Source organism: Streptomyces sp. NPDC002176, assembly GCF_044903645.1.
Taxonomy (GTDB): domain Bacteria; phylum Actinomycetota; class Actinomycetes; order Streptomycetales; family Streptomycetaceae; genus Streptomyces.
In genome coordinates, this window is the sequence record NZ_JBJDQW010000004.1 from 88,712 (window position 1) to 114,564 (window position 25,853).

General features: G+C 71.9%; 24 protein-coding genes. 17 read left to right on the plus strand and 7 right to left on the minus strand.

Features of this window, described 5'->3' with window-relative positions:
• The first annotated feature begins 63 nt into the window (after nucleotides 1-63).
• Nucleotides 64-1,518, plus strand: coding sequence for a glyceraldehyde-3-phosphate dehydrogenase (locus ACI2LY_RS19560; protein ID WP_388997772.1), 1,455 nt, complete (start codon nucleotides 64-66; stop codon nucleotides 1,516-1,518).
• An 86-nt stretch (nucleotides 1,519-1,604) separates the two neighbouring features.
• Here the strand turns inward: ACI2LY_RS19560 and ACI2LY_RS19565 are convergent, their stop codons facing one another.
• Complete coding sequence (locus ACI2LY_RS19565; protein ID WP_404708243.1) at nucleotides 1,605-2,330, minus strand: dienelactone hydrolase family protein; 726 nt, start codon at nucleotides 2,328-2,330, stop codon at nucleotides 1,605-1,607.
• 173 nt (nucleotides 2,331-2,503) lie between these two features.
• Between ACI2LY_RS19565 and ACI2LY_RS19570 the strand changes: the two genes are divergently transcribed.
• Both ACI2LY_RS19570 and ACI2LY_RS19575 read left to right on the plus strand, forming a co-directional pair.
• The gene (locus ACI2LY_RS19570; protein WP_404708244.1) at nucleotides 2,504-3,103 is read left to right on the plus strand and encodes a TetR/AcrR family transcriptional regulator; all 600 of its coding nucleotides are present in this window, start codon (nucleotides 2,504-2,506) and stop codon (nucleotides 3,101-3,103) included.
• Nucleotides 3,103-4,281: a GDSL-type esterase/lipase family protein gene (locus ACI2LY_RS19575; RefSeq protein ID WP_404708245.1), complete on the plus strand. Its 1,179-nt coding sequence runs from the start codon at nucleotides 3,103-3,105 to the stop codon at nucleotides 4,279-4,281. Before ACI2LY_RS19570 ends, ACI2LY_RS19575 begins: the two co-directional genes overlap by 1 nt.
• Nucleotides 4,282-4,291: 10 nt before the next feature.
• On the opposite strand, the gene ACI2LY_RS19580 is transcribed toward ACI2LY_RS19575, so the two are convergent.
• Both ACI2LY_RS19580 and ACI2LY_RS19585 read right to left on the minus strand, forming a co-directional pair.
• Nucleotides 4,292-4,921 (minus strand): class F sortase, encoded by a 630-nt coding sequence (locus tag ACI2LY_RS19580; protein WP_404708246.1) that lies wholly within the window; start codon nucleotides 4,919-4,921, stop codon nucleotides 4,292-4,294.
• 111 nt (nucleotides 4,922-5,032) lie between these two features.
• Nucleotides 5,033-5,584: a hypothetical protein gene (locus ACI2LY_RS19585; protein WP_404708247.1), complete on the minus strand. Its 552-nt coding sequence runs from the start codon at nucleotides 5,582-5,584 to the stop codon at nucleotides 5,033-5,035.
• Between the two features lie 348 nt (nucleotides 5,585-5,932).
• On the opposite strand from ACI2LY_RS19585, the gene ACI2LY_RS19590 reads away from it, so the two are divergent.
• From ACI2LY_RS19590 to ACI2LY_RS19605, 4 genes are all read left to right on the plus strand, one after another.
• Complete coding sequence (locus tag ACI2LY_RS19590) at nucleotides 5,933-6,799, plus strand: fructosamine kinase family protein (protein ID WP_404708248.1); 867 nt, start codon at nucleotides 5,933-5,935, stop codon at nucleotides 6,797-6,799.
• A gap of 194 nt (nucleotides 6,800-6,993) precedes the next feature.
• The gene (gene tgmA, locus ACI2LY_RS19595; protein WP_388997793.1) at nucleotides 6,994-7,185 is read left to right on the plus strand and encodes a putative ATP-grasp-modified RiPP; all 192 of its coding nucleotides are present in this window, start codon (nucleotides 6,994-6,996) and stop codon (nucleotides 7,183-7,185) included.
• A 16-nt stretch (nucleotides 7,186-7,201) separates the two neighbouring features.
• Complete coding sequence (gene tgmB / locus ACI2LY_RS19600) at nucleotides 7,202-8,185, plus strand: ATP-grasp ribosomal peptide maturase (RefSeq protein ID WP_404708249.1); 984 nt, start codon at nucleotides 7,202-7,204, stop codon at nucleotides 8,183-8,185.
• Nucleotides 8,186-8,220: 35 nt separating this feature from the next.
• Nucleotides 8,221-9,111: a Gfo/Idh/MocA family protein gene (locus ACI2LY_RS19605; protein WP_404708250.1), complete on the plus strand. Its 891-nt coding sequence runs from the start codon at nucleotides 8,221-8,223 to the stop codon at nucleotides 9,109-9,111.
• Here ACI2LY_RS19605 and ACI2LY_RS19610 read toward each other — a convergent pair.
• Nucleotides 9,108-9,974 carry an AraC family transcriptional regulator N-terminal domain-containing protein gene (locus ACI2LY_RS19610; protein ID WP_404708251.1) on the minus strand — a complete coding sequence of 289 codons (867 nt, stop codon included), beginning with the start codon at nucleotides 9,972-9,974 and terminating at the stop codon, nucleotides 9,108-9,110. The genes ACI2LY_RS19605 and ACI2LY_RS19610 overlap by 4 nt on opposite strands.
• Before the next feature lie 153 nt (nucleotides 9,975-10,127).
• On the opposite strand from ACI2LY_RS19610, the gene ACI2LY_RS19615 reads away from it, so the two are divergent.
• Entirely contained in the window at nucleotides 10,128-11,123 is a 996-nt protein-coding gene (locus tag ACI2LY_RS19615; RefSeq protein ID WP_404708752.1) for an aldo/keto reductase, read from the plus strand.
• A gap of 90 nt (nucleotides 11,124-11,213) precedes the next feature.
• Nucleotides 11,214-12,191, plus strand: coding sequence for an aldo/keto reductase (locus tag ACI2LY_RS19620; RefSeq protein WP_404708252.1), 978 nt, complete (start codon nucleotides 11,214-11,216; stop codon nucleotides 12,189-12,191).
• A 15-nt stretch (nucleotides 12,192-12,206) separates the two neighbouring features.
• Here the strand turns inward: ACI2LY_RS19620 and ACI2LY_RS19625 are convergent, their stop codons facing one another.
• Complete coding sequence (locus ACI2LY_RS19625; protein WP_404708253.1) at nucleotides 12,207-13,112, minus strand: GNAT family N-acetyltransferase; 906 nt, start codon at nucleotides 13,110-13,112, stop codon at nucleotides 12,207-12,209.
• Between the two features lie 227 nt (nucleotides 13,113-13,339).
• On the opposite strand from ACI2LY_RS19625, the gene ACI2LY_RS19630 reads away from it, so the two are divergent.
• Complete coding sequence (locus tag ACI2LY_RS19630; RefSeq protein ID WP_404708254.1) at nucleotides 13,340-14,446, plus strand: PP2C family protein-serine/threonine phosphatase; 1,107 nt, start codon at nucleotides 13,340-13,342, stop codon at nucleotides 14,444-14,446.
• 112 nt (nucleotides 14,447-14,558) lie between these two features.
• The gene (locus ACI2LY_RS19635) at nucleotides 14,559-15,791 is read left to right on the plus strand and encodes a serine hydrolase domain-containing protein (protein WP_404708255.1); all 1,233 of its coding nucleotides are present in this window, start codon (nucleotides 14,559-14,561) and stop codon (nucleotides 15,789-15,791) included.
• A gap of 132 nt (nucleotides 15,792-15,923) precedes the next feature.
• Here ACI2LY_RS19635 and ACI2LY_RS19640 read toward each other — a convergent pair whose 3' ends face one another.
• A complete protein-coding gene (locus tag ACI2LY_RS19640) occupies nucleotides 15,924-17,459 on the minus strand; it encodes a helix-turn-helix domain-containing protein (protein WP_404708256.1) in 1,536 nt (511 codons plus the stop codon).
• 265 nt (nucleotides 17,460-17,724) lie between these two features.
• Here ACI2LY_RS19640 and ACI2LY_RS19645 point away from each other — a divergent pair, with 265 nt between their 5' ends.
• From ACI2LY_RS19645 to ACI2LY_RS19655, 3 genes are all read left to right on the plus strand, one after another.
• Entirely contained in the window at nucleotides 17,725-18,345 is a 621-nt protein-coding gene (locus tag ACI2LY_RS19645) for an L-threonylcarbamoyladenylate synthase (RefSeq protein WP_404708257.1), read from the plus strand.
• 45 nt (nucleotides 18,346-18,390) lie between these two features.
• On the plus strand, nucleotides 18,391-19,146 hold the full coding sequence (locus tag ACI2LY_RS19650) for a dienelactone hydrolase family protein (protein ID WP_404708258.1): 756 nt from the start codon (nucleotides 18,391-18,393) through the stop codon (nucleotides 19,144-19,146).
• Nucleotides 19,147-19,281: 135 nt separating this feature from the next.
• Nucleotides 19,282-20,478: a glycoside hydrolase family 64 protein gene (locus ACI2LY_RS19655; protein ID WP_404708259.1), complete on the plus strand. Its 1,197-nt coding sequence runs from the start codon at nucleotides 19,282-19,284 to the stop codon at nucleotides 20,476-20,478.
• A gap of 64 nt (nucleotides 20,479-20,542) precedes the next feature.
• On the opposite strand, the gene ACI2LY_RS19660 is transcribed toward ACI2LY_RS19655, so the two are convergent.
• Entirely contained in the window at nucleotides 20,543-22,972 is a 2,430-nt protein-coding gene (locus ACI2LY_RS19660) for a M4 family metallopeptidase (RefSeq protein ID WP_404708260.1), read from the minus strand.
• Nucleotides 22,973-23,325: 353 nt separating this feature from the next.
• Between ACI2LY_RS19660 and ACI2LY_RS19665 the strand changes: the two genes are divergently transcribed.
• The 3 genes from ACI2LY_RS19665 to ACI2LY_RS19675 all read left to right on the plus strand — a co-directional run bounded on the left by ACI2LY_RS19665 (nucleotide 23,326) and on the right by ACI2LY_RS19675 (nucleotide 25,838).
• Nucleotides 23,326-23,739: a cupin domain-containing protein gene (locus ACI2LY_RS19665; protein ID WP_404708261.1), complete on the plus strand. Its 414-nt coding sequence runs from the start codon at nucleotides 23,326-23,328 to the stop codon at nucleotides 23,737-23,739.
• An 81-nt stretch (nucleotides 23,740-23,820) separates the two neighbouring features.
• Entirely contained in the window at nucleotides 23,821-25,176 is a 1,356-nt protein-coding gene (locus ACI2LY_RS19670; protein ID WP_404708262.1) for a sensor histidine kinase, read from the plus strand.
• A complete protein-coding gene (locus ACI2LY_RS19675) occupies nucleotides 25,173-25,838 on the plus strand; it encodes a response regulator (protein WP_393592811.1) in 666 nt (221 codons plus the stop codon). Before ACI2LY_RS19670 ends, ACI2LY_RS19675 begins: the two co-directional genes overlap by 4 nt.
• Nucleotides 25,839-25,853: the final 15 nt, after the last annotated feature.

Consider the following 25,853-nt stretch of genomic DNA (forward strand, 5'->3'; position numbering starts at 1 on the left):
CTCTGGTGATCAAAGTAGGGTGTGCCTACCATATGAGCGCCGCCTAGCTCGAAAGATAGATCTGTGACTGTCAATGACGACTCGTTCACGAACTGGATGCACCGCGAGGAGATCGCGGAGTCGATGATCCCGCTCATCGGGAAGCTGCACCGCGAGCGGGACGTGACCGTCCTGCTGCACAGCCGCTCCCTGGTGAACAAGTCGGTGGTCAGCATTCTCAAGACCCACCGCTTCGCCCGGCAGATCGCGGGCGCGGAGCTGTCGGTCACCGAGACGATGCCGTTCCTCCAGGCGCTGACCGCCCTCGATCTCGGCCCTTCCCAGATCGACCTCGGCATGCTGGCCGCCACCTACAAGGCGGACGACCGGGGACTGAGCGTCGCGGAGTTCACCGCGGAGGCGGTCGCCGGGGCCACGGGCGCCGAGAAGATCGAGCGCCGCGCGCCGCGCGACGTCGTGCTGTACGGCTTCGGCCGCATCGGGCGGCTGGTCGCCCGGCTGCTGATCGAGAAGGCCGGTTCGGGCAACGGCCTGCGACTGCGCGCCGTCGTCGTCCGGGGCGGTGGCCCCAAGGCCGCCGGGGACCTGGTCAAGCGGGCCTCGCTGCTGCGCCGCGACTCGATCCACGGCCAGTTCCAGGGCACCATCACGGTGGACGAGGACGCCAGCACGATCATCGCCAACGGCAATGAGATCAAGGTGATCTACGCCGCCGACCCGTCGTCCGTGGACTACACCGAGTACGGCATCCGCGACGCCATTCTGATCGACAACACCGGCAACTGGCGTGACCGCGCGGGCCTGTCGAAGCACCTCCGGCCCGGCATCGACAAGGTCGTGCTGACCGCGCCCGGCAAGGGCGATGTGCCGAACATCGTGCACGGCGTCAACCACGACACGATCAAGCCGGACGAGCGCATCCTGTCCTGCGCGTCCTGCACCACCAACGCGATCGCCCCGCCGCTGAAGGCGATGGACGAGGAGTACGGGGTGCTCCGCGGCCATGTGGAGACGGTCCACTCCTTCACCAACGATCAGAACCTGCTGGACAATTACCACAAGGCCGAGCGCCGGGGCCGGTCCGCGCCGCTCAACATGGTGATCACCGAGACCGGTGCCGCCTCCGCCGTCGCCAAGGCGCTGCCGCACCTCAAGGCGCCGATCACCGGCAGCTCGATCCGGGTGCCGGTGCCGGACGTGTCGATCGCCATCCTCAACCTGCGGCTCGGCCGCGAGACCACCCGCGAGGAGGTCCACGACTACCTCCGCGAGGTGTCGCTGACCTCCCCGCTGAAGCGCCAGATCGACTTCACCACGGCGCCCGACGCGGTCTCCAGCGACTTCATCGGCTCCCGCAACGCCTCCATCGTCGACGGCGGCGCCCTGAAGGTCGACGGCGACAACGCGATCCTCTACCTCTGGTACGACAACGAGTTCGGCTACTCCTGCCAGGTCGTCCGGGTCGTGCAGCACGTGTCGGGGGTGGAGTACCCGACGTACCCGGCGCCGGAGGTCTGAGCGATCCCGTAGCCGCATCGAGGGCCGCCTTCCAGCATTCGGATGGCGGCCCTCGGGGAGTTCTCAGGGCGGGAGTTCGAGTCGGATCAGTCCGTGGCGGGCAGGCACTCGGCCAGCAGGGCGATGACGTCACGCCAGGCTCGCCGTGCGTGACGGGGGTGGTGGCCGACGCCGGGACGTACGGTGTGGCCGACCGGTGGATGGTGGAAGGCGTGCAGCGCTCCCCCGTAGACCACGAGGCGCCAGTCGACGCCCGCGGCCTGCATCTCGGCGGCGAACGCGTCCCGTTGTGCGGGCGCCATGATCGGGTCCTCCGACCCGACCCCGGCCCATACCGGGCAGCGGATGCGCGCCGCCTCGCCCGGTCGGCCCGTGATCAGCCCGTTGACCGTCGCGATCCCGCGCAGGTCGACGCCGTCGCGCCCGAGTTCCAGCGCGATGGCTCCCCCGGTGCCATAGCCGACGGCGGCGATCCGGTCGGGGTCGGTTCGCGGTTCGGTGCGCAACACGTCGAGCGCCGCATGGCCGATGCCCCGCATCCGGTCGGGGTCGGCGAGCAGCGGCAGGCAGCGGGCCAGCATCTCCTCGGGGTCCCCCAAGTAGCGCCCACCGTGCAGGTCGAAGGCCAGCGCCACATATCCCAGCTCGGCGAGAGCATCGGCCCTGCGGCGCTCGACGTCGCTGAGCCCCGTGCCCTCCGGTCCGAGCAGCACCGCGGGCCGACGGTCGACACCGGCCGGGAGCGCGAGATGCCCGATCATCGTCAAACCGTCGGCCGGATACTCGACCGTACGCGTCGTGATCGTCGTCATGAGCCTGGACGGTACTGACCGTCGCGCCCGCCCAGGGTGGTGTTCACCGATGGCAGACAGCGGGCGGTCCCTTCCAAGAGACCCAGTGGCCGTGGCTGCCTACACCTGAACCTCATTTGCCTAAACCCTTTAGGCAAATACATAATCGGTCAGGTTCCTAAGGAGGCGGGTCCATGGTGCGTGCGGGGCTGAGTACCGAGCGGCTGGTCCGAGCCGGGGCGGAGTTGGCCGATGAGGCCGGGTTCGCGCAGGTGACGGTGTCGGCGCTGGCCCGGCGGTTCGGCGTGAAGACGGCGAGCCTGTACTCGCATCTGCGCAACTCCCATGATCTGCGCACCCGGATCGCGCTGCTCGCCTTGGAAGAGCTGGCCGACCGCGCCGCCGAGGCCCTCGCGGGCCGGGCCGGGAAGGACGCCCTGACCGCGTTCGCCGACGCCTACCGCGACTACGCCCGCGCGCACCCCGGCCGCTTCGAGGCGGCCCGGTACCGGCTGGACCCGGAGACCGCCGCCGCGAGCGCGGGCGTCCGGCACGCCCAGATGACGCGGGCGATCCTGCGCGGCTACGACCTCGACGAACCGGACCAGACCCATGCCGTACGCCTGCTGGGCAGTGTGTTCAGCGGCTATGTGGGCCTGGAGTCGGCGGGTGGCTTCGACCACAGCGCCCCCGACTCGCAGGAGTCCTGGGAACGCGTGCTCGACGCCCTGGACGCCCTCCTGCGCAACTGGCCCACCACTCCCCCGCCCACCCCTGACCCGACAGGCCCCTGATGACCACCGCCTGGACCACCACGCCCCTCACCGCCGACCTCGTCCGGGGCGCCCTCGAACTGGAGCGCACCGAACGCGGTCTGCTCCCGCACCGGCTGCCCGCCCGGGCCCGCGCCCAGTGCGCCGACCCGCAGCTGCACCTGGTCGAGTCCCAGCCCTCCGGCGTACGGCTGGTGTTCCGCACCCGCGCCACCGCGATCGAGCTGGACACCCTGCCGACCAAGCGGGCCTACCTCGGCGTCCCGCCCCGGCCGGACGGCGTCTACGACCTGCTGGTCGACGGGCAGTTGGCGGGCAGCGCCACGGTCACCGGTGGCGACACGCTGACGATCGACATGGCCACCGGAGCCGCCGAGCGCACCCCCGGCCCGGTGGGCACCGCCCGCTTCACCGGGCTGTCCGCCGAGGACAAGACCGTGGAGATCTGGCTGCCGCACAACGAGACCACCGAGCTGGTCGCCCTGCGCACCGACGCCCCCGTGGAGCCCGTAGCCGCCTCGGGCCGTCCGGTGTGGCTGCACCACGGCAGCTCCATCAGCCATGGCTCGGACGCCGCGAGCCCGACCGGTGTCTGGCCCGCCGTCGCCGCCTCGCTGGGCGGTGTCGAGCTGGTCAACCTGGGGCTGGGCGGCAGCGCGCTGCTGGACCCGTTCACCGCCCGCGCGCTGCGCGACACCCCGGCCGACGTGATCAGCGTCAAGCTGGGCATCAACCTGGTCAACACCGACCTGATGCGGCTGCGCGCGTTCGGGCCCGCCGTGCACGGGTTCCTCGACACCGTCCGCGAGGGCCACCCGGACGCGCCGCTGCTCGTGGTGTCCCCCATTCTGTGCCCGATGCACGAGGACACCCCCGGCCCCACGATGCCGGACCTCTCCGCCCTGAGCGAGGGCCGCCTCGCGTTCCGGGCGGCCGGGGACCCGGCGGAGACCGCCCAGGGCAAGCTGACGCTCACCGCGATACGGGAGGAGCTGGCCCGGATCGTCGCGCAGCGCTCCGCCGAGGACCCGCACCTGCACCTGCTCGACGGGCGCGAGCTGTACGGGGAAGCCGACTTCGCGGAGCTGCCGCTGCCGGACGGGCTGCACCCGGACGGCGCCGCGCACCGGCGGATCGGCGAGCGGTTCGCCACGCTCGCCTTCGCCCCGGACGGCCCGCTGGCACCCCGCACCCGATGAGCCCGGCACCTCAGACGAGGTGGCCGAAGACGACCAGGTTCTCCGTGTAGTCCTTGGCCGAGTGGTCGTAGTCCCCGGCGCACGTGATCAGCCGGACCTCGGGGCGCTTCGCGTTCGCGTACACCCGCTCGCTGGGGAAGTCGTCCTTGGCGAAGGTGTCGGCGCTGTCCACGACGAAGTTCGCGGTGTTGCCGTCGGCGCGCTCCACGGAGAAGCGGTCGCCGGGCGCCAGGTCGTCGAGGTTGGCGAAGACGGCCGCCGAGGTCGTCGTGTCCACATGCCCGGCGATGACCGAGGTGCCCTTCTCGCCGGGCGAGGCGCCCTTGCTGTACCAGCCGACGAGGTTGGTGTTGCCCGCGGGCGGCGGCTCCAACTGGCCGGTGGAGGCGAGCACCAGGGCGGTGAAGGGCGCGTCCACGCCGATCTTGGGGATGCGCAGCCGGGTGGGCGCCGAGCGGGGCAGCGGCGCTCCCGCCTTGACCGCGCCCGCCGTCGCGGTCTTGGTACGGGCCGCGTCGGTGCCGGTGCCGGTGCCGTGCTGGCCGCCGAAGACACTGAGGGCGAGGATGGCGATGGCCACCCCCCACAGCGTCAGTCGGCCGCCCCGGCCCGCGTGCTCACCGGAAGGGTCTGCTGCCATCGGACACCACCTCGCTCGGGCACGGCAGCACAGGGATCGGGGTCGGGGGGCGCGGGCCGCCGACGCGACCAGGCGTCGACGGCGGCCACGGCCCCTGATGCGCCGGGACGGTCAGGACGCGGACCCGGCGGACTTCTTGCGGCGCAGCGCGTAGGCGCCGAGCGCACCGGCGGCGAGCACGGCGGCGCCGCCCATGGTCACACCGCCGGAGTCGGCGAGGGCTCCGCCACCGGTGTGCATGCCACCGCGCGGCTCGTCGCCGCCGGAGTCACCCTTGCCGCCGCCGCTGTCCTTACCGCCGCCGCCGCCACCGCCGTCGCCCTTGTCCTTGTAGCTCTCCGGGTCGAAGCGGCTGTCGTCACCGGAGTCGGAGCTCCAGTCGTCGCTGTTGACGGCGGCCAGGGCGCCGCCGCCCGTGTGCATGCCGCCGCGCGGCCCGTCGTCGTCGGAGTCGTAGGAATCGCGGCCGGAGTCCTTGCCACCGGAGTCCTTGCCACCGGAGTCCCGTCCGCCGGACTCCTTGTCACCAGAGCCGCTGTCGTGCTCCTTGTTGTAGGAGGAGTCGTCCCGGCCTCCGTCGTCCGCGGCGAGCGCGGCGCCGGGGGCCAGGGCGAGGGCGGCGGACGCGGCCGCCGTGGCGAGAAGAATGCGGGCAGAGCGCATGTCTGTGTCCTTCCGCCGTGGCCGGGCAGCTGATTCCTCATCGGCTGACATGACCCGGCCTCGACATGATCCACCGTCGGACAGGCCGTCGCCGCGCACCATCCAGGCCGTCCAGCCGGGTCAGCTCTCCACCCGTCTGTCCCAGCGACACGCCGGTACGACCCCCGAACGGGTCAGCCGACGACCCGTCCGGCGCTCGGTACGACGGCTCGGCGCGGCCTCCGCCCGGCCCTCGGAGGCGGCCGGGCGCCACCACCCGGCATTCCGGGCAAACTTGGCCGAAAACCGTCGTAGCAATGCTCGAAGTTCTCGACGTGGCGGGGGTTTTGCGGGTCGTACCCTGGGGCCGTGATCGAGCGAGTCGAAGATCCAGGGCTGACGGCGTCCCGGCTCACCGGGCGCCGGGTCACGGGCGGCCCGGTGGCGCCGGGGTCGCCCGCCGAGGTGACCCTTGAGGACGGCACGACGGTAATGGTCAAGCGCGGGGACGGCCCCGGCGCCGTCCGCGCCGAGGCGGCCGGGCTGCGCTGGCTCGCCGCCGCGGGCGCGGTGCGCGTCCCGGCGGTGCTCGGATTCGACGAGTGGTCCCTGGTCAGCGAGCGGGTGCCGACCGGCAGCCCGGACCCCGGGGCGGCGACCCGCTTCGGCCGCGCCCTGGCCGCCCTGCACTCCTCCGGCGCCCCCGCGTTCGGCGCCGCCCCGCCGGACGGGCCCGAGGAGGCGTACATCGGACGCGCGCCGATGCGCAACGCGCGGGGCGACGACTGGCCTTCCTGGTACGCCGAGCACCGGGTGCTGCCGTATCTGCGTACCGCGGTCGACGCGGGGACGGTCCGGCCGGGCGAGGCCGGGGTGATCGAGGCGGTGTGCGAGCGGCTGCCCGCGCTCGCGGGGCCCGTCGAGCCGCCCGCGCGGCTGCACGGCGACCTGTGGCAGGGCAACGTCCTGTGGGGCGCCGACGGCGAGGTCCACGTCATCGACCCGGCCGCGCACGGCGGTCACCGGGAGACCGACCTGGCGATGCTGAGCCTCTTCGGCTGCCCCCACCTGGAACAGGTGCTGACCGGGTACGAGGAGACGAGCCCGCTCGCCGCGGGCTGGCGTGACCGGGTCGGGGCGCATCAGCTCTTCCCGCTGCTGGTGCACGCGGTGCTGTTCGGCCGGGGGTACGCCGAACAGGCCCTGGCCGCCGCCCGCGCCACCTTGGCCGGGTGAACCGGGGTCCGGGAGAGAGTATTCGGGGCAGACGAATGTGCGGTGGAGCGCAGCCACCGCGCCCCGACCGGCGTCCTTCCAGCTGACCCACCGACTCACGGTGCCTCCCTCCGGGCCGCTGTCACGGAGTGTGAGGAAACCAACCAATCGTTCGATTCGTATAAGGACGTGAAGGACGAAACAGGGGAGAGACCATGCAACCGTTCACGCTCAACTACGCGCGGCCTGCTGGCCAGTTGGATGTCACCGCAGCGTATTCGTACGACTCCGCACTGCAGTTGAACGTCCTGCCGGACGGGCGGATCGCCGCGACCGACCACGCGGTCCTGCTCGCCCTGGGGACGACCACCTCCACGGCGGGCTCCAAGACGCACTTCGACGACTGATCGCGGGCCCCGGACGATGACCGTGCTCATCCTGACCAGTGACGAGGACGTCACGGCGGACATGGTGGTCCTGCGGCTGGCCGAGGCGGGCGTGCCCGTCGTCCGGTTCGACCCCGCCGACCTCACCAACGGGGTGTCGCTCACCGGCGAGTACGCGGGGGACGCCCTGGGCGGACAGCTGTCCGTCGGCGGGCGCCTGGTCGGGATGAGCGGTCTGCGCTCCATCTGGGTGCGCAGGCCGGGCGACGCGGCCGCCCGCGCCGCCCGGCCGTCCTCCTGGCTGACCCAGGAGTCGACGCAGGCGCTGTACGGCATGCTGCGGTGCGGCGACGCCCGCTGGATGAACCATCCGGACGCGGCCCGCCGGGCCCGGCACAAGCCGTGGCAGCTGCGGCTCGCCCAGCGCAGCGGGCTGCCGGTCCCGGCCACGCTGATCACCACGTTCCCCGAGACGGCACGGGAGTTCGCCGAGCGGCACCGGGACGTGGTGGTCAAGCCGGTCTCCGGCGCGCATCCGCAGGAACCGCCACGCGCGGTGCCGACCAGCCGGGTCGCGCCGGGCACCGACTTCAGCGCCGTGGCCTTCGGGCCGACGCTGCTCCAGCGGCGGGTGGACAAGCGGGCCGACATCCGGCTCACGGCGGTAGGGGACCGGCTGCTGGCGGCCCGCAAACCGGCCGATCCGGACGCCCACCCCGACCACGTGGACGTCCGTTTCGCCCCGTCCGTCTCCCCCTGGCTCGCCACCGAGGTGCCGCCGGGCGTGGCCCAGTCGGTCCGCCGCTATCTGAAGGCCGCCGAACTGGCTTACGGCGCTTTCGACTTCGCGGAGGACGCGGACGGGACCTGGTGGTTCCTGGAGTGCAATCAGTCGGGGCAGTTCGGTTTCATCGAGCTGGACACCGGTCAGCCGATCGCGGAGACGATCGCCCACTGGCTCGCCGGAGACGACGGGCCCGTGGAGCCGTATACCCACGAGAACAGGGGCAGAGTGCCCTGATGCCGTGGAGAGCGGCCGGGAGAAGGGAGCGCTCGATGCGCATCGGACTGCTGGGAACGGGCCCGTGGGCACGCACCGCGTACGCACCGGCGCTGTCCGGCCACCCCGGCGTGGACTTCGCCGGGGTGTGGGGGCGCCACCCGGAGGCGGCGGCCGCGCTGGCCGGGGAGTACGGGGTGCGGGCGTACCCGGACGTGGACGCGCTGCTGGCCGATGTGGAGGCGGTGGCGGTGGCCCTCCCGCCGTCCGTGCAGGCGGAGTTGGCGGTGCGCGCGGCTCGGGCGGGGCGGCATCTGCTGCTGGACAAGCCGCTGGCGCTGAGCGTGGACGACGCGCGGGCGGTGGCCGAGGCGGCCCGGCGGGCCCAGGTGGCGTCGGTGGTGTTCTTCACCACCCGGTTCCAGAAGGAGCCGGAGGCGTGGATCGAGGAACAGGCCGCCGAGGCGGGGTGGTTCACGGCGCGGGCGCAGTGGCTGGGCTCGGTGTTCACCAGCGACAGCCCGTTCGCGGCTTCGGCGTGGCGGCGGGAGAAGGGCGCGCTGTGGGACGTGGGTCCGCACGCGCTGTCGGTCCTGCTGCCGGTGCTGGGTGATGTACGGCAGGTGCTGGCGGCGGCGCACGGTCCCGCGGACACCGTCCATCTGGTGCTCGACCATGCCACCGGCGCGTCGAGCACGCTGACGCTGAGCCTGTCGGCGCCGCCCTCGGCGGCCGGGGCCGATGTGGAGCTGCGGGGCGAGTCGGGGGTGACGCTGCTGCCGAGGAGTTCGGAGGGCGCGGTGCCCGCGCTGGCCCGCGCGGTGGACGCGCTGGCCACTGCGGCGCGTACCGGCCGCCGACACGCCTGCGACGCCGCGTTCGGACTCCGGGTGACGGAGATCCTCGCGGCGGCACAGGCGCGGCTCGGCGCCGAACCGGTCGACTAGACGGTCTGGCTGGGAGGGGTGCCGAACATGCGGCGGTACTCGCGACTGAATTGCGACGGGCTGGCGTAGCCGACGGAGAAGCCGACCGAGGCGACATCGTGTCTGCCGGTGAGCAGGCGCATACGGGCTTCGTTGAGGCGCAGCTGCTTCTGGTATTCCAGCGGGGTCATGGAGGTGAGGGCGAGGAAGTGGCGGTGGAAGGAGGACGGGCTCATCGCGGCGATCGCGGCGAGATCGGCGACACGCAGCGGCTGGTCGTAGTGGTCCCGGACCCAGCGGATCGCACGGGTGAGATGGGCGAGCCTGCTGTCGGCGAGGCCGATCTGGCGGATGGTGGCTCCCTGCGGGCCGTTGAGCAGCCGCCAGAGGATCTCCCGCTCGATACCGGCGCCGAGCGCGGCGACGTCGGCGGGGTGGTCGAGCAGGGCGAGCAGCCGGGCGAGCGCGTCCAGCAGCTGCGGCGATGCGTGACCGACACCGAAGGCCGACGGTGAGTGCGCGCCGGAGGGGCCGCCGGGGCCTCCGGTGTCGAGCAGCAGCGAGGCGATCCGGCCGGGGTTCAGCGCCAGCGCGACGGCCATGAACGGCTCGTTCTCGTCCGCGGCGACGATGCTGCCCACCACGGGCAGGTCGACGGTCGCGACGAGGTACTCGCCGGTGCCGTACCGGTGGACCTCACCGTTCAGGACGGTGTGTTTGACGCCGCCTGCGACCAGGGCGAACGCGGGCTCCAGCACGTCGCCGGTCGGCTGGGTGGTGCGTGTCGTGCGCAGGACCGACAGGCCGGGCAGCGCGGTGGCCGTGAGGCCGTCACGCGCGTGACGGGTGATGGCCTGCCTGATGTCGAGGAGCCGGTGGTCCATGACGTCAGTCAAACACGAGGACGTGCGATCACCGCGATGTCGGCAGGATCAGGCAAGGAACGGACAGGATCGTTCTCACGCCTCGGCGCCGAGTGGGTTTCCATGGAATTCATGAACGCCGGATTCCGGCACCACGCGAGAAAGAAGCACGACATGCAGAAGCGTCTGCTCGGAAACAGCGGTCTCGAGGTTTCCGCACTCGGGCTCGGCACCATGAACATGACCGGTCCCTATGGCCCGCCTCAGGACCCGCGGGAGATGATCACTCTGCTGCGGTCGGCCGTCGAGCGCGGCGTCACCTTCTTCGACACCGCCGAGGCGTACGGTCCGCTGGAGAACGAGAGGCTGCTCGGCGAAGCCTTCGAAGGCATGCGTGACGACGTGGTGATCGCCACGAAGTTCGGCCTCGACATCGATGTGGAGACCGGCGAGCAGGTCGGCGGTCTGAACAGCCGTCCCGAGCACATCCGCACGGCCACCGAGGCCATGCTGAAGCGGTTGAGGACGGATCACATCGACCTGCTGTTCCAGCACCGGGTCGATCCCGACGTGCCGATCGAGGAGGTCGCGGGAACCGTCAAGGAGCTGATCGCCGAGGGCAAGGTCGGGCACTTCGGTCTCTCGGAAGCGGGCGTGGGGACCATCCGCCGTGCGCACGCGGTGCAGCCGGTCACCGCGCTGCAGAGCGAGTACTCGCTGTGGTACCGCGGGCCGGAGGCCGAGATCATCCCCACGCTCGAAGAGCTGGGTATCGGGTTCGTCCCGTTCTCGCCGCTCGGTGCGGGCTTCCTGACCGGCAAGATCGACCTGACGACGGAGCTGGACCCGACCGACTTCCGCAGCGGCGTCCCGCGCTTCGCCGCCGAGGCGCGGGAGGCGAACCTGGCCCTTGTCGATCTCATCCGCGAGGTGGCGACGCGCAAGGCCGCGACGCCCGCGCAGATCGCGCTGGGGTGGCTGCTGGCCCAGAAGCCCTGGATCGTGCCGATCCCCGGCACGACGAAGCCGCACCGCCTGGAGGAGAACCTCGGCGGCGCGGACATCACCTTCTCCGCGGACGAACTCGCGGAGATCGACGCGGCGGCCTCGAAGCTGCGGCTGGCGGGCGACCGCCTGCCGAAGTCCATGCTCGACCTCACCGGCCAGTGAGGGCTGCCGAGCTGGAGAGGGTGCGCGAGCCCCCACGGCGACGCCGAGACGCCGCCTCATGTGTAGAGCCATCAGCAGAAGAAAGCCGTAATGAAGCACATCAACCTGCGTGACCTGGAAGTCTCCCGCATCGGCCTGGGCGTGATGGGCATGTCCGCCGCGTACACCGGTGCCAACACCGACGACGCGGAGTCCATCCGTACCATTCACCGCGCACTGGACCTGGGTGTCACCCTGATCGACACCGCCGAGGCGTACGGCCCCTACACCAATGAGGAACTCCTCGGTGAGGCGGTCAAGGGCCGACGTGATCAGGTGGTACTGGCCACCAAGTTCGGCCTGGTCTCGCACGCCGGGGCCGGTCTGGGGAGCCTGGACTCCAGCCCGGCCAACATCCGCACCGCCCTCGAAGGCTCTCTGAAGCGCCTGGGCACCGATCACATCGACCTGTACTACCAGCACCGCCTCGACCCCGGCACGCCCATCGAGGAAACCGTCGGCGCACTCGGAGAACTGGTCGCCGAGGGAAAGATCCGGCACATCGGCCTGTGCGAGGTCGGGCCGGAGACCATCCGCCGCGCCCACGCCGAACACCCCCTCACCGCCGTGCAGTCCGAGTACTCGCTGTGGACACGCGGAGTCGAGGACAAGGTCCTGCCGACTCTCCGCGAACTCGGCATCGGGCTCGTCCCCTTCTCACCGCTGGGGCGCGGTTTCCTCACCGGCGCCATCAGCGGCGACACCGAGTTCGACGAGACCGACTTCAGGCGCGGCAACCCGCGCTTCACCGGCGAGAACTTCCAGCGCAACCTGCGCCTGGCCGACGAGGTCAAGGCCATCGCCGCGGGCATCGGCGCCACCCCCGCACAGGTCGCCCTCGCCTGGCTCCTCGCGCAGAACGGCGACATCGCCCCCATCCCCGGCACCAAGCGCGTCACCCGTGTCGAGGAGAACACCGCGGCCGACCAACTCCGGCTCACCCCCGAGCAGGTCGCCACGCTCACCGCTCTGCCGACCGCCGCGGGCGACACGCACGACGAAGCGAGCCTGCGCCTGATGGAACGCTGACCCGGACTAGACGGCCTAAGGCACCTGCTCCCGGTCGGCCCAGAAGCTGACGCGCTCGCGTACGACCGGGTAGCCGACCGCGGTGAAGTGGGCGGCCATCGGGAAGTTGCCCTGGTCGGTGGCGGCCGCGATGAAGTCGGCGCCCTGGTCGGCGAGGAGGCGGGTGCAGTCGGCGAGGAGGTCGTAGGCGTAGCCGTGCCCGCGCTGCTCGGGGACGACGCCGATGAAGCCGACGCAGGGTCCGGAGGGGTTGTGGGCCGGGATGTGGATGCCGACGGTCTCGCCCTCGGGGGTGCGGGCGACGCGCCACCACTCCCGGGGCGAGGGGCACCAGTGGAAGAAGTCCAGTTCCTCCTGGGCGGCCAGTTCGACGCCGCCCTTCTCGATGGCGCGGAGGGCGTGGGCGTCCAGGGTGACGGAGTGGACGCGGCGCAGGGCGTCGAGGAAGACGGCGTCGTCCGGTTCCGGGGTGAACTCCAGCCGGGCGGGCTGTTCGGGCAGGCCCAGGTCGGGGGTCCAGCGGTAGAGGAAGCGCTCGACCAGGGGCTCGTACCCGGCGAGGCGGGCGGCGGCGGTGCGGGTGGCGACGGCGGCGGACAGCGCCGGGTCGTCGCGCCAGCCGGGCGGCAGGTCCAGCTCGAGTTCCGAGGTGGCCCACGGCGCGGTGCGCAGCAGTTCGGCGCCCGCCGCCTCCTCGCCCTCGGCCACGTCGAACCAGTTGATCAGCAGGGGGCTGGGGTCCTCGGCGCGGGCCCACCAGGCGGCGCGGGCGACGGGGCGTCCGTCGCGCAGGGCGACGCGCTGCCAGTCGGGGCGGTACCGGGTGGTGCGGTGCCGCTCGCTCAGGCCGAGCGGGTCGGGCAGGTCGTGGAACAGGTGGGCACTGCTCGGGTCGAGCGTGCGGATGACCGGTGCGGTCAAGGTGTCCTCCGGGAGATGCGGCTGCGGTGAGGCGCTCCCGGTCCGGTCAGGGGCACACCCGGATGACGGAGTGGAGGGAGCGCGCGTGCGGGGTGATGTACATGACGCTCGCCTCCTTCCCGGTCCGTCTCGGGGCGTGCTCGCGCCACATTAGGGGGACGCCCACGCGCGCGTCCAGGGGTTTTCCGGGGCGGGCGGCGGGGGCGGGCGCGGCGTAGCGTGGGCGTGTGAGATCGCCGCGTGGCTGGTCGCCGGGCCGAACGCGGGAGCGGCGCGGCTGGCTGCGGGGTGCTCCCCCGCCGCCGTGGGTGCGGGTGCTCCCGGTGCTGCTGCTGATCGCGGTCACCCTGGCCACGCTCGTCACCCCGCACGCGAGCGATCTGGGTTTCCTGCTCGGCGCGATCCCGCCGCTCGCGGTGCTGTCGTACGGGCCGCTGGCGACGGCGGTGCTGGGCGCGCTGGTGATCGTGTCGCTGGTCGTACCGGTGACCCATCTGAACCGGCCGGGCGACACCGACCTGCTAACCATCGCGTTCGTGTCCCTGTTGAGCGTGTTCGTGTCCTACGTACGCAGTCACCGGGACGCCCAGCTGGACACGGAGCGGGAGATCGGCGAGGCGGTGCAGCGCGCGGTGATGCCGCCGCTGCCGGAGCGGGTCGGTGGCGTCCGGTGCGCGGGGTTCAGCCGGGCCGCACAGGACGGGACGCTGCTGGGCGGGGACTTCTTCGACGTACGGGACGGCCCCTACGGGGTGCGGGCGGTCATGGGGGACGTCCAGGGGCACGGGCTGTCGGCGGTGCGGACGGTGGTGGCGCTGCTGGGCGCGTTCCGGGAGGCGGCGCTGGACCAGCGGGCGCTGGAGACGGTGGCCGCCCGGATGGACCGCAGGCTGGTGGTGGACTCCTCCGGGGTGCGGCACGCGGAGCTGTTCGCGACGGCGGTGCTGCTGGAGTTCTCCGCCGACAACCGGACGGTGCGGGTGGTGGCCTGCGGGCATCCGCCGCCGGTGCTGCTGCGCGCGGGGCGGGCGCGGGAACTGACGGTCACACCGGGTCCGCCGCTCGGCATCGGTCTCCTCGGTGTCGATCCGCCGAAGGAGGTCACGGTGACCCTGGACGCGCGCGACCGGCTGCTGATCGCCTCGGACGGGCTGTGGGAGGCGCGGGATGCCTCCGGCCGCTTCTATCCGCTGCCCGAACGGCTGGCGGCCCTCGCGGGCACCGGCACGGCCGGGCTGCCGGACGCCCTGTGGGAGGACGTACGCCGCCAGGGGCACCGGGTGGACGACGACGCCAGCGTGCTGGTCCTGGCCCCGGAGCCGTCGGCCCGCTGACCCGGCGCTCACCCGAACGGCCGACGGGCGGGGCGGAAGAAGCGCTCCTATGCTGAGAGCCCAGGGCGTCAGCCCCGCCGCAGCTCCGGCTCTCACGTGCTTGGAGTCAGCCATGCCCCGTTCCCCAGCACGCCTGCGCCGGAGGCTCGCCACCGCGGCCGCGCTCGGCGCACTCGTCGTCCCGCTCACCGCGGCCCCCTCCCTGGCGGCGCCGCCCGCCGCGCCTTCCCCGAGCCCCTCCCCCACGGGCCCCGACGTGAAGGCCCTCACCCCCGAGGTCACCCGGCAGATCGACGACGCCGTACGACGGGTGATGCGCGAGGCCGACGTCCCCGGTGTCACGGTCGGGATCTGGACCCCCGACAAGGGAAACCACGTCCGCTCCTTCGGTGTCGCCGACAAGAGCAGCGAGCGCCCGATGTCCCCGGATCTGTACATGCGGATCGGCAGCGAGACCAAGACGTTCACCGTCACCGCGCTGCTCCAACTGGTCGACCAGGGCAAGGTCGACCTGGACGACCCGATCGGCCGGTACATCGACGGCGTGCCGAACGGCGACAAGATCTCGCTGCGCCAGCTCGCCGACATGCGCAGCGGGCTGTTCAACTACTCGCAGGACCCGGACTTCTTCAAGGCGCTCACCTCGGACCCGCAACGCTCCTTCACCCCGCAGGAGTTGCTGGACTACGCCTTCAAGCACCCGGTCCAGTTCAAGCCGGGCGCGAAGTTCGACTACTGCAACACCAATCTGATCCTGCTCGGTCTGGTCGTGGAGCAGCGCAGCGGGCAGGGGCTCGGGGACTACATCCAGCGGCATGTGCTGGACCCGGCCGGGATGAAGCACACCTCGTTCCCCGAGGGCACCGAGTTCCCGAAACCGCACGCGCAGGGGTACACCGACCAGACGGCGGACGGGAAGGTCGCGGAGACGGCCGGCTGGAACCCGTCCTGGGGCTGGGCGGCCGGGGCGATGGTCTCGAACCTGGAGGACATGCGGGTGTGGTCCCGCACGGTGGCCACCGGGCGGTTCCCGGACGGCGGGACGATGGTCTCCCCCGCCACCCAGCGCCAGCGCCTGCTCACCCCGCCGACCGGCTACCCCGACGCGGGCTACGGCCTCGGCATCTTCGACGTGCACGGCTGGATCGGCCACAACGGCTCACTGCCGGGGTACGAGTCGCTGACGGTGTATCTGCCGTCGGCGCGGACCTCGCTGGTGGTGCTGCTGAACACCGACATCACGCACGACGGCCAGGAGCCGAGCACCCTGTTCGGGCAGGCCGTCACGGAGATCGTCTCTCCGGACCACGTCTTCGAGCTGCCCGCGCAGAACGCCCAGCACTGAGCCGGAGGCCGGACGGACGTAAGGGGTACGACCGGTCCCCCGCGCCGGTCGTACCCCCGTTGGACTGCCGAACCTAACCGCGGGGCACGATGGTGGCCATCGCAGCGGTGCCCGGTTCGCGCCGGTGGGCACTCACCCGTGCACAGGTGCGTCCGCTTGGTCCCCGTTCGCTCCGGCCCCGGGGGCGGCGAGGGTGCCGTCCGCGAGCAGGGCGAGGACCACCTCGTACAGATCGCTGCCGCCCGCGAGGAGTTGCCGCTCCAGTACGGGCTCGGCGGCACGGACGTGCTCGCGGACCGTCTGGGCGTGCACTCCGCGCTGTCGGGCGGCGCGTTCGGCGTTGGCGTCGGCCGCGATCCAGGCGCACAGGGTGCCGCGCAGGTCGCGGCCGTCGTCGTCCAGCCTGCCGAGCAGGTCCCCGGCCCAGTCGCGCAGCGCGGCCGAGTCGAGCAGGTCGGTGAAGCGGACCCCGGTGGGCGGCTGGGGGGAGGTGCCGGGGTCGTACGGGCCGTGCGCCGCCTCGGTGAGCAGGGCTAGGCGGACGGCGGTGCGGGTGGTGAGGCAGGACAGGTCGGTGTCCAGCAGGGTCTGCAGCCGGTCCATGCGGGCGCGGACGGTGTTGCGGCTGACGCCGAGCACCTTGGCGGCGCTGACGGCGGTGAACTCCAGGCCCAGCCGGGTGGTGGCCAGCAGTTCGGCGCGGGTGTGGTGGGGCAGCGTGTCCAGCGGGCGCAGGGTCCGGGCGGACCAGGTGCGCAGCGCGGCCGGGTCCAGCAGGCGTTCGGGGTGGGTGCGTTCGGCGTAGACGGCGCTGCGGCCGGGGCTGAACCGGGCGACGGCGAGGGCGCTGACGGCCTGTCCGTAGGCGGTGGCGGTGCGCGCGAGGCGCTGGTGGAGGCTGCCGCCGAGGTAGGTGTCCGGGCGGTCGGCGACGAGGGCGCGCAGCCGGTCCCCCGGCGCCGAGGCGGAGCTGACGACGATGACGTGGGCGTCCATGGCGGGGCAGCGCACGACGAGCGCGCGGCCCTCGGTGGCGTCGCGGCACTCCTCGGCGAGGGCGTCCCGTCCGGCGGGCGTGCCCTCGAGGACGTAGACGCGGGCGGTGTCCTGTTCGAGCAGGCCGGGCCAGAGTCCGGCGGCGACCCGGCGGGCGGAGACCACGTCCTCCACCATGAGCAGTTGCAGGATGGCCAGCCGCAGGTCGGCGGAAGCCCGGCGCAACCGCCGCGCGGACCGGGCGAGTTCGGCCTCCCTGAGCAGCAGGCCGAGAACTCCGGCGGTGCGGTGGACGATCTCGGCGGCGCGCCGGTCGAAGGGTTCGGGCCGGGCCACGGTGAGCACGGCACCCGCCGCGCGTCCCGGTCCGGGGTGCCGGATGCCGACCAGGTGGACATGGCGTCCGCCGTCCTCCAGGGCGGCGGCGGAGATCCGGCCGGTGGCCACGTCGGCCCGGACGGCGGGGTCGACGGGGAGGTGCTCACCGGCGAGGAGCCGGCCGTCGGCGCCCTCGAGGCCGACCGTGGCGTGCACGGTGCGGGCGAGCCAGGTGACGGCCCGGCGCGGATGCCGGACGGCGGGGCGCAGTTGGTCGAGCAGCTGTTCCGCCCAGGTGGCGGCAGTGTCGTGCGGCGTTGGGGCGTGGGTGCCCTCGCCGGTTCGGGCGGCCACGTCGCGCCTCTCCTCGTCCCGTCTCGGCGTCGGCGTTCGACGCCCGACGTTACCCGACACCCCCTCCGCGCGTCGCCGGGCGGACGCGGACATGACTCCGCCGGTGGCCTGGGGGGCGTTGGCCACCGGCGGAGACGGGCGGGGCCCGGAGCTGGGGGGGGAGTGCTCCGGGTGCCTCGATGTGCGGATGCCCCGGTCCCCGCGTCCTACGCCTGGACGGGTGGGGGTGCGCGAGTGATGGAAGGGGACGGCTTAAGCTCGGCGGATGGCCAAGTACTTCGACGTGCACCCCGAGAACCCGCAGCCCCGTGCGGTGTCGCAGATCGCGGACGCGGTCCGGTCGGGGTCGCTGATCGCTTATCCCACGGACTCGTGTTACGCGCTGGGCTGCAAGCTGGGCAGCAAGGACGGCATGGAGCGCATCCGGTCCATCCGCCGCCTGGACGACCGGCACCACTTCACGCTGATGTGCCAGAACTTCGCGCAGCTCGGGCAGTTCGTCCGCATCGACAACGACGTCTTCCGCGCGGTGAAGGCGGCGACGCCGGGCAGTTACACCTTCATCCTGCCCGCCACCCGCGAGGTGCCGCGCATGCTGCTGCACCCGAAGAAGAAGACGGTGGGCGTGCGCATCCCCGACCATGTGGCGACCCAGGCGCTGCTGGCCGAGCTGGGCGAGCCGCTGGTGTCCAGCACGCTGCTGCTCCCCGACGAGGAGGAGCCGCTGACCCAGGGCTGGGAGATCAAGGACCGGCTCGACCACGTCGTCGACGCGGTGGTGGACTCCGGCGAGTGCGGCACCGAGCCGACCACGGTGGTGGACTTCTCCAGCGGCGAGGCGGAGATCGTACGGGTGGGCGCGGGCGACCCCGCGCGGTTCGAGTAGACCAGCAGCGGACCGGCAGCAGACCGGCTAGGGAGCGTGCGCATCATGACCGACGTCCAGGGAACGACCGTCACCATCCCGACGGGTGACGGTGTCGCCGACGCCTATCTGACCCACCCCGCCGACGGACGGCCGCATCCCGGCGTCCTCTTCTACCAGGACGCCTACGGGCTGCGGCCCTGGCTGAAGGGGATGGCCGACCGGCTGGCCGCCGAGGGGTACACGGTGCTGGTGCCCAATGTGTTCTACCGGCAGGGGACGGCCCCGGTGGTGGAGCTGCCCGAGTTCATCGACCCGGGGTCCGACCCGACGATCTGGGAGCGGCTCGGCCCGTTGGTGCACTCGCTGACGCCTCGGCAGGCGGAGGTGGACGCGGACGCGTTCCTGGGCTGGCTGGCGGACTCCCCGCTGGTCGCGGCCGGACCGGTGGCGGTGACCGGGTACTGCATGGGCGCCCGGCTCGCGCTGCGCGCGGCGGCCACGCATCCGGACCGGGTGGCGGCGGCCGCCGGATTCCACGGCGGCAACCTGGCCACCGAGGACCCGGACAGCCCGCACCTGGGCGCCGACCGCATCACGGCCGAGCTGTACTTCGGCCACGCCGACCAGGACTCCTCGATGCCCGAGGAGCAGATGCGCCGTCTGGACGACGCGCTCACGGCGGCCGGGGTGCGCCACACCAGCGAGGTCTACGAGGGCGCGCCGCACGGCTACACCCAGAAGGACACCTCGTCCTACGACCAGGCGGCCGAGGAGCGGCACTGGGAGGCACTCAACTCCCTTCTGCGGCGCGCTTTCTGACGCTTCCTCATGTCACGGAACGTGTTCGGTCCAACCGATTGACACGTCCGTGACCCGCCCGCACTCTGAGAGCGCTCTCAAAAAGGTACGGACCAGCATCCGTACCGCCCCGAACCCCCACACGGAGGTGGAGAGTTGACTCGAAGAATCGCTCGTTCCGCACTGTCGGCCACGGCCACGGCCGCCCTGGTCGGCTCGGTCCTCACCCTCGGCGCCGCCGGTCAGGCCAGTGCCGCGGTGCCGGACACGATCCCGCTCCAGATCACCAACAACTCGGGCCGCTCCGAGCCGGTGTACATCTACGACCTCGGCACCCAGCTGTCCTCCGGGCGGCAGGGCTGGGCCGACGCGGGCGGCACCTTCCACGCCTGGCCCGCGGGCGGCAATCCGCCGACCCCCGCGCCGGACGCGGCCATCGCCGGGCCCGGTCCGGGCCAGTCGACGACCATCCGGATACCGAAGTTCTCAGGCCGGATCTACTTCTCCTACGGCCGCAAGCTGGACTTCCGGCTGACCACCGGCGGCCTGGTGCAGCCTGCCGTGCAGAACCCGTCGGACCCGAACCGGGACATCCTGTTCAGCTGGTCCGAGTACACGCTGAACGACGCCGGGCTCTGGCTCAACAGCAGCCAGGTGGACATGTTCTCGGCGCCCCACGCGGTCGGCGTGAAGCGGGGCAACGGCCAGGTCGCCACCACCGGGCACCTGAAAGCGGGCGGCTACTCGGCCGTCATCAACTCGCTCAAGAGCAAGTCGGGTTGGTCCGGCCTCGTCCAGACCCGCTCGGACGGCACCGTGCTGCGCGCCCTCTCCCCGCTGTACGGCGTGGAGACCGGGGCACTGCCCGCCAACGTGATGGACGACTACGTCAACCGGGTCTGGTCGAAGTACTCCTCGCAGACCCTGACCGTGACGCCGTTCACCGACCAGCCGAACACCAAGTACTTCGGCCGGGTCTCGGGCAACGTCATGAACTTCACCAACTCCTCCGGCGCGGTCGTCACCAGCTTCCAGAAGCCGGACGCGTCCAGCATCTTCGGCTGCCACAAGCTGCTGGACGCGCCCAACGACCAGGTGCGCGGCCCCATCTCCCGCACCCTGTGCGCCGGTTACAACCGCTCCACGCTGCTGAGCAACCCCAACCAGCCGGACAGCTCGGACGCCGGTTTCTACCAGGACGGGGTCACCAACCAGTACGCGAAGGCCATCCACGCGCAGATGGCCGACGGAAAGGCGTACGCCTTCGCCTTCGACGACGTCGGCAACCACGAGTCGCTGGTCAACGACGGCAACCCGCAGCAGGCGTATCTCACGCTGGACCCGCTGAACTGACGGGAATGCGAAGGGTCCCGCACACACCCGTGTGCGGGACCCTTGTCGTGCGGGGAGGTGCGGATCAGCCGGTCGTCAGCGCGGTGTCGTCGATGACGAAGCTGGTCTGGAGCGAGGAGTCCTCGACCCCGGTGAACTTCAGGCTGACCGTCGAGCCCGCCAGCGAGGACAGGTCGATGGTCTTCTGGACGTACCCCGTGGCCTTGTTGAGGTTGGAGTAGGTCGCCATGGTGGTCGAACCGGCGGTGAGCGTCAGCTTGTCGTACTGGGTGCTGGTGGTGGTCTCCGCCGAGTCCACGTGCAGCCAGAACGTCAGGGTCGCCTTGCAGCCCGCGGGGATCGCGACCGACTGGGCCAGGGTGTCGGTGTGCGCGGAGCCGTAGCCGTTCAGCCATGCCTTGTACGAGCCGCCGTGGCTGGCCTGGCCGCTGTCGGTGGTGATGACGCCGCTGCTCGCGGTCCAGCCGGTGTTGCCGGACTCGAAGCCGGGGTTGGCGAGCAGCTGGGTCGCCGAGCAGCCGCCGCCGGTGGCGCTGACCGTCCAGGTGAAGGCGGCCGTGCCGGTCTTGCCCGCGGAGTCGGTGACGGTGACCGTGGTGCTGGAGGAGCCCGCACCGGTCGGGGTGCCGGATATCAGGCCGGTGGAGGCGTTGATCGACAGCCCGGCCGGGAGCCCGGTGGCGCTGTAGCTCAGGGCGCCGCTGTTGGTGCTGCTGGCCTGGATCTGGAGGCTGACCGCCTTGCCCACGGTGGCGGACTGGTTGCCGGGGTTGGTGACGGTCACCCCGCTGGCGGGCGGGTTGATGTGGCTGCCGACGTTGATCCCGGCGAAGGCGTTGCCGACGCCCGCGTATTCGGCGGAGTTGGCGCCGTAGAGCGCGGTGGCCGCGTTGAGGGCGGCGGTGCGGGCGGCGGCGTAGTTGGTGGTCGACGTCATGTACGTCGTCAGCGCCTTGTACCAGATCTGGAGGGCCTTGGCCCGGCCGATGCCGGTGACCGCGACGCCGTCCGAGGTCGGGCTGTTGTAGGTGACGCCGTTGATGACCTTGGTGCCGCTGCCCTCGGAGAGCAGATAGAACATGTGGTTCGCCGGGCCCGAGGAGTAGTGCACGTCCAGGCCGCCGAGGCTGGAGGACCAACTGTCCTTGGACGCGCCGTCCTTGCTCGGCTTGTCCATGTAGCGCAGCGGGGTGCCGTCGCCGTTGATGTCGATCTTCTCGCCGATGAGGTAGTCACCGGGGTCGGTGGTGTTGTTCGCGTAGAACTCCACACCGGTGCCGAAGATGTCGGAGGTCGCCTCGTTCAACCCACCGGATTCCCCGGTGTAGTTGAGCCCGGCGGTGTTGGAGGTGACGCCGTGGCTCATCTCGTGGCCGGCGACGTCCAGCGAGGTCAGCGGGTCGTTGTTGCCCGTGCCGTCGCCGTAGGTCATGCAGAAGCAGGAGTCGTCCCAGAACGCGTTCACGTACGCGTTGCCGTAGTGCGCGCGGGAGTACGCGCCGACGCCGTCGTTCTTGATGCCGCTGCGGCCGAACGTGTTCTTGTAGAAGTCCCAGGTCTCCTGGGCTCCGTAGGCGGCGTCCGCGCCCGCCGTGGCGGCGTTGGACGTGGTGCCGTTGCCCCAGGTGTCGTTGGTCTGGGAGAACAGCGTGCCGGTGCCGGAGGTGCCGCGGTTCAGGTTGTACGTCTTGTGGCCGCCGCGCGTGCTGTCGGTGAGGGTGTAGTTGGAGCCCGACTGCGCGGTGGTCAGCGTGACCTGGCCGCTGTACTGGGTGTTGCCGACGCCGGTCTGGATCGCCTGGAAGCGGTACAGCTCCTTGCCGGTGTTCGCGTCGGTGATGACGTGCAGCTTGCTCGGCGTGCCGTCGTCCTGGAAGCCGCCGATGACGGATTCCCAGGCGAGGGTCGGCGTGCCGGAACCGGCCCAGATCACCTTGCGCGCGCTGTCGGCGGCGGGCTTCTCCGCCTTCAGGGCCTTGGCGGCCTTGAGCGCCGTGGCCTGCGCGGCGGACTTGGTGACGGCCGGGGCGGTGGAGGCGACCTTGATGGCCCGCTTGGTGGCGAAGGTGGTGCTGACCGTGCCCTTGGCCAGGGAGGCGGGCGGGGTGTGCACCACGAGGTCGCCGCCGAGGACCGGCAGCCCTTCGTAGGTGCGCTCGTACCGGGTGTGCACGGTGCCGTCGTTGTCCTTGACGACGTCCCGGACGACCAGCTTCTCCTTGGCGCCGAGGCCGAGGGAGCGGGCGGTGTCGCCGGTGTGCTGCTTGGCGGTGTCGAGCAGCGCGCCGCGCTGGGCGGGGCTGAGCTTGGCCTCCAGGCCGCCGGTGCGCAGCGAGGCGTGGGGGGCCGCGGGCCGGGCTGCCGCGGGGGTCGCCTGGACGGCCACGGCGAGGAGTGCCGCCGTGGAGAGCAGGGCGGCTCCGACCGTGGCTCCCGTGCGGGAACCCTTGGAAGAAACCTTGAAAGAAAGGGGTCTGTGGGGAAGGCGTCTCACTCGTACTCCTCCTGTGAAGGGAGTGGGGAGGATGCGCGTACGGGGCGAGAATGGCACCTTGACTAGGTCATGTCACCAAGCGCCGGGGCAAGCGAGGGTTTTCCCTAAGGGGCACTGCGGTTCCGGAAGAGGGAAAGGGATCTCAAACCTCGCTGTGTAAAACCTTTTTGACAGCTGGACAAAGAAATTCCCATGACGTCCGCATTCCGGATGAGCGGATTTCCTGAAACCCGTTCGGCCGCCGGAGTTCCGCACGCGCCGCCGGTCCGTGTGACCCTCGGAACTGGACGCCTGCCGGGCGCCGGGCGCCTCGGGGCGTCCGAGGAAACCGCACATCTCCGGAGTGGATGACCATGGAGTTCACGCAGCCCGTCCCCACCGCCAAGGGGCCCGCCGAGTGGTTCACCGGAGACGTGTGGTTCGACGTGATCTGCGCGGGCGAGGAGCCCTCCCGCATGCGGGCCAACCTGGTGCGGTTCGCGCCCGGCGCCCGTACCCACTGGCACTCCCACGTCCTCGGCCAGACCCTGCGCGTCGTCTCCGGCACCGCCCTGGTCGGCACCCGCGACGGAGTGGTCCTCGCGGCCCGGCCGGGCGAGACGGTCACCTGCCCGCCGGGCGAGGAGCACTGGCACGGCGCCGCGCCGGACACCTTCATGGAGCACCTCGCCCTGTGGGAGGGCGCCGGGAACGGCACCCCGGAGACCGTCTGGCGCGAGGCCGTCACCGAGGAGCAGTACGGCCGCCCGCGCAGCTCCAACGACTGAGCCTCCTCCCTGAGACGGACCCCCGAGAACCCCCCTGTGAGGGGACGACCGCACCCCCGCCCTCCGCCTACCGTCTCTTCCGTGACCGATACGACGCACACCCAGCCGATACCGCCGGGCGGCTCCGCGCGGCAGCGCAGCCCCGAGGTCCGGTTCGCCGCGGACGCCCTGCGCGGGCTGCGGCAGGACCTGTTCCACGACGCCTTCGCCTACCGCCCGCTGCCGCCCACGGAACCGGGCGGCCGCTTCACCCGCCGCGGTTCCGAGCGCATGCGGGAGTACGGAGCCTGGGTGCCGCACGCGGTGGTCGTCGCGCTCACCGGGATGGCGATGTTCCTCGCCGTGGCGAGCACGCACGGCGGCGGTCTGAGCGCCCTGCTGTGCGCGCTGCTGGCCGGGGTGCCGGTGCTGCTGACCCTGGTGCGTCCGGTGGGGGCGTTCTGGGTCTCCCTGGCGGCGAACACGGTCGCCCTCGTCCTCACCGGCGCCTCCGAGTCCCCCTGGCCGCCCGGCTCTTTCCTCGCGCAGCTGGCCGTGCTCACGATCGTCGCGGCCCGCACCCGTCCCCGTACGGCCGCCTGGATGTGGGGGCTGACCGCGGTCTACGGCTTCTTCACCGACGGCCTGTTCGGCTGGGGCGACGACATCGGCTACGGGTCCGACCTGGGGATGATGCTGTTCTTCTCCGGCGTGGCCCTGCTGGTCGTCACGGTCCGGCAGACCCTGCGGCAGGCCCGGCGGGAGGTGAGCGTCCACCAGACGGTCACCGCGCACGAGCGTTCGCGGCGCACCCTGCTGGAGGAACGTACGACCATCGCCCGCGAGCTGCACGACGTGGTCGCCCACCACATGTCGGTGGTCGCCATCCAGGCGGAGGCCGCGCCCTACCGGGTGGAGAACCCGCCGCCGGAGCTGGAGCAGGCGTTCGCCACCATCCGGGAGAACGCGGTCGCCGCCCTGACCGAGCTGCGCCGGGTCCTGGGTGTGGTCCGCGCCCAGGACTACGCGGCGCCGGACGCCCCGCAGCCCACCCTCGCGGAGCTGGACGGCCTGCTCGCCAATGTGCGGGACGCGGGCCTCGACGTGACCAAGCTGGTGACGGGCGCGGTGCGCGAACTCCCGCAGGGCGTGGAGCTGTCCGCGTACCGGATCGTGCAGGAGGCGCTGAGCAACACGCTGCGGCACGCACCCGGAGCGGGTGCGAAGGTCGAGATCGGGTACGTACTCGGCGGCCTGGGCCTGCGCGTGCTCAACGCGGCACCGCCCGCGCCGAGCCTCATCAAGCCCTCCCCCGGCGCCGGACACGGCATCACGGGCATGCGGGAGCGGGTCACCATGCTGAACGGCGAGATGACCGCGGGCCCGACGGCCGAGGGCGGCTACGAGGTGACGGTGTTCCTGCCGGTCCCGGCCGCCCCGATCGAGGGTGACGCATGACGATCCGCGTGGTGATCGCCGACGACCAGATGATGGTCCGCGAGGGCTTCTCGGTGCTGCTGAACGCGATGCCGGACATCGAGGTCGTCGGCGAGGCGGTCAACGGCCGGGAGGCGGTCGGGCGGGTGCGTGAACTGGCGCCGGACGTCGTGCTGATGGACATCCGGATGCCGGAGATGAACGGCATCGAGGCGACGCGGGAGATCATCGCGGCGGACGCGGCGGCGAAGGTACTGGTGCTGACCACCTTCGACCTGGACGAGTACGTGTACCAGGCGCTGCGGGCCGGTGCCTCCGGCTTCCTCCTGAAGGACGCCTCCGCACGCCAACTCGCGGACGGGGTGCGGGTGGTGGCCTCGGGAGAGGCGCTGCTCGCGCCGACGGTCACCAAGCGGCTGATCCACGAGTTCTCCCGGCTGGCCGAGGCCCCGCGCCTGATGCCCGCCGCGCACGCGGCCTACGGCGAGCTGACCGAGCGGGAGACGGAGGTGCTGGTGCTGATCGCGCAGGGCCTGTCGAACGCGGAGATCGCCGAGCGGCTGGTGGTGGCCGACTCCACCGTCAAGACGCACGTCAGCCGCATCCTGGTGAAGCTGGGGCTGAGGGACCGCACGCAGGCGGCGGTGTTCGCGTACGAGGCCAGGCTGGTCACGCCGGGCTGAACCGGCGTGACCCGC

Coding starts and splice junctions, on each gene's coding strand:
- ACI2LY_RS19645 (WP_404708257.1), top strand. CDS start 17,725: ATGGCCAAGTACTTCGACGTGCACCCCGAGAACCCGCAGCCCCGTGCG.
- tgmB (WP_404708249.1), top strand. CDS start 7,202: ATGACCGTGCTCATCCTGACCAGTGACGAGGACGTCACGGCGGACATG.
- tgmA (WP_388997793.1), top strand. CDS start 6,994: ATGCAACCGTTCACGCTCAACTACGCGCGGCCTGCTGGCCAGTTGGAT.
- ACI2LY_RS19575 (WP_404708245.1), top strand. CDS start 3,103: ATGACCACCGCCTGGACCACCACGCCCCTCACCGCCGACCTCGTCCGG.
- ACI2LY_RS19610 (WP_404708251.1), bottom strand. CDS start 9,974: ATGGACCACCGGCTCCTCGACATCAGGCAGGCCATCACCCGTCACGCG.
- ACI2LY_RS19635 (WP_404708255.1), top strand. CDS start 14,559: ATGCCCCGTTCCCCAGCACGCCTGCGCCGGAGGCTCGCCACCGCGGCC.
- ACI2LY_RS19675 (WP_393592811.1), top strand. CDS start 25,173: ATGACGATCCGCGTGGTGATCGCCGACGACCAGATGATGGTCCGCGAG.
- ACI2LY_RS19585 (WP_404708247.1), bottom strand. CDS start 5,584: ATGCGCTCTGCCCGCATTCTTCTCGCCACGGCGGCCGCGTCCGCCGCC.
- ACI2LY_RS19580 (WP_404708246.1), bottom strand. CDS start 4,921: ATGGCAGCAGACCCTTCCGGTGAGCACGCGGGCCGGGGCGGCCGACTG.
- ACI2LY_RS19665 (WP_404708261.1), top strand. CDS start 23,326: ATGGAGTTCACGCAGCCCGTCCCCACCGCCAAGGGGCCCGCCGAGTGG.
- ACI2LY_RS19615 (WP_404708752.1), top strand. CDS start 10,128: ATGCAGAAGCGTCTGCTCGGAAACAGCGGTCTCGAGGTTTCCGCACTC.
- ACI2LY_RS19605 (WP_404708250.1), top strand. CDS start 8,221: ATGCGCATCGGACTGCTGGGAACGGGCCCGTGGGCACGCACCGCGTAC.
- ACI2LY_RS19620 (WP_404708252.1), top strand. CDS start 11,214: ATGAAGCACATCAACCTGCGTGACCTGGAAGTCTCCCGCATCGGCCTG.
- ACI2LY_RS19565 (WP_404708243.1), bottom strand. CDS start 2,330: ATGACGACGATCACGACGCGTACGGTCGAGTATCCGGCCGACGGTTTG.
- ACI2LY_RS19570 (WP_404708244.1), top strand. CDS start 2,504: ATGGTGCGTGCGGGGCTGAGTACCGAGCGGCTGGTCCGAGCCGGGGCG.
- ACI2LY_RS19650 (WP_404708258.1), top strand. CDS start 18,391: ATGACCGACGTCCAGGGAACGACCGTCACCATCCCGACGGGTGACGGT.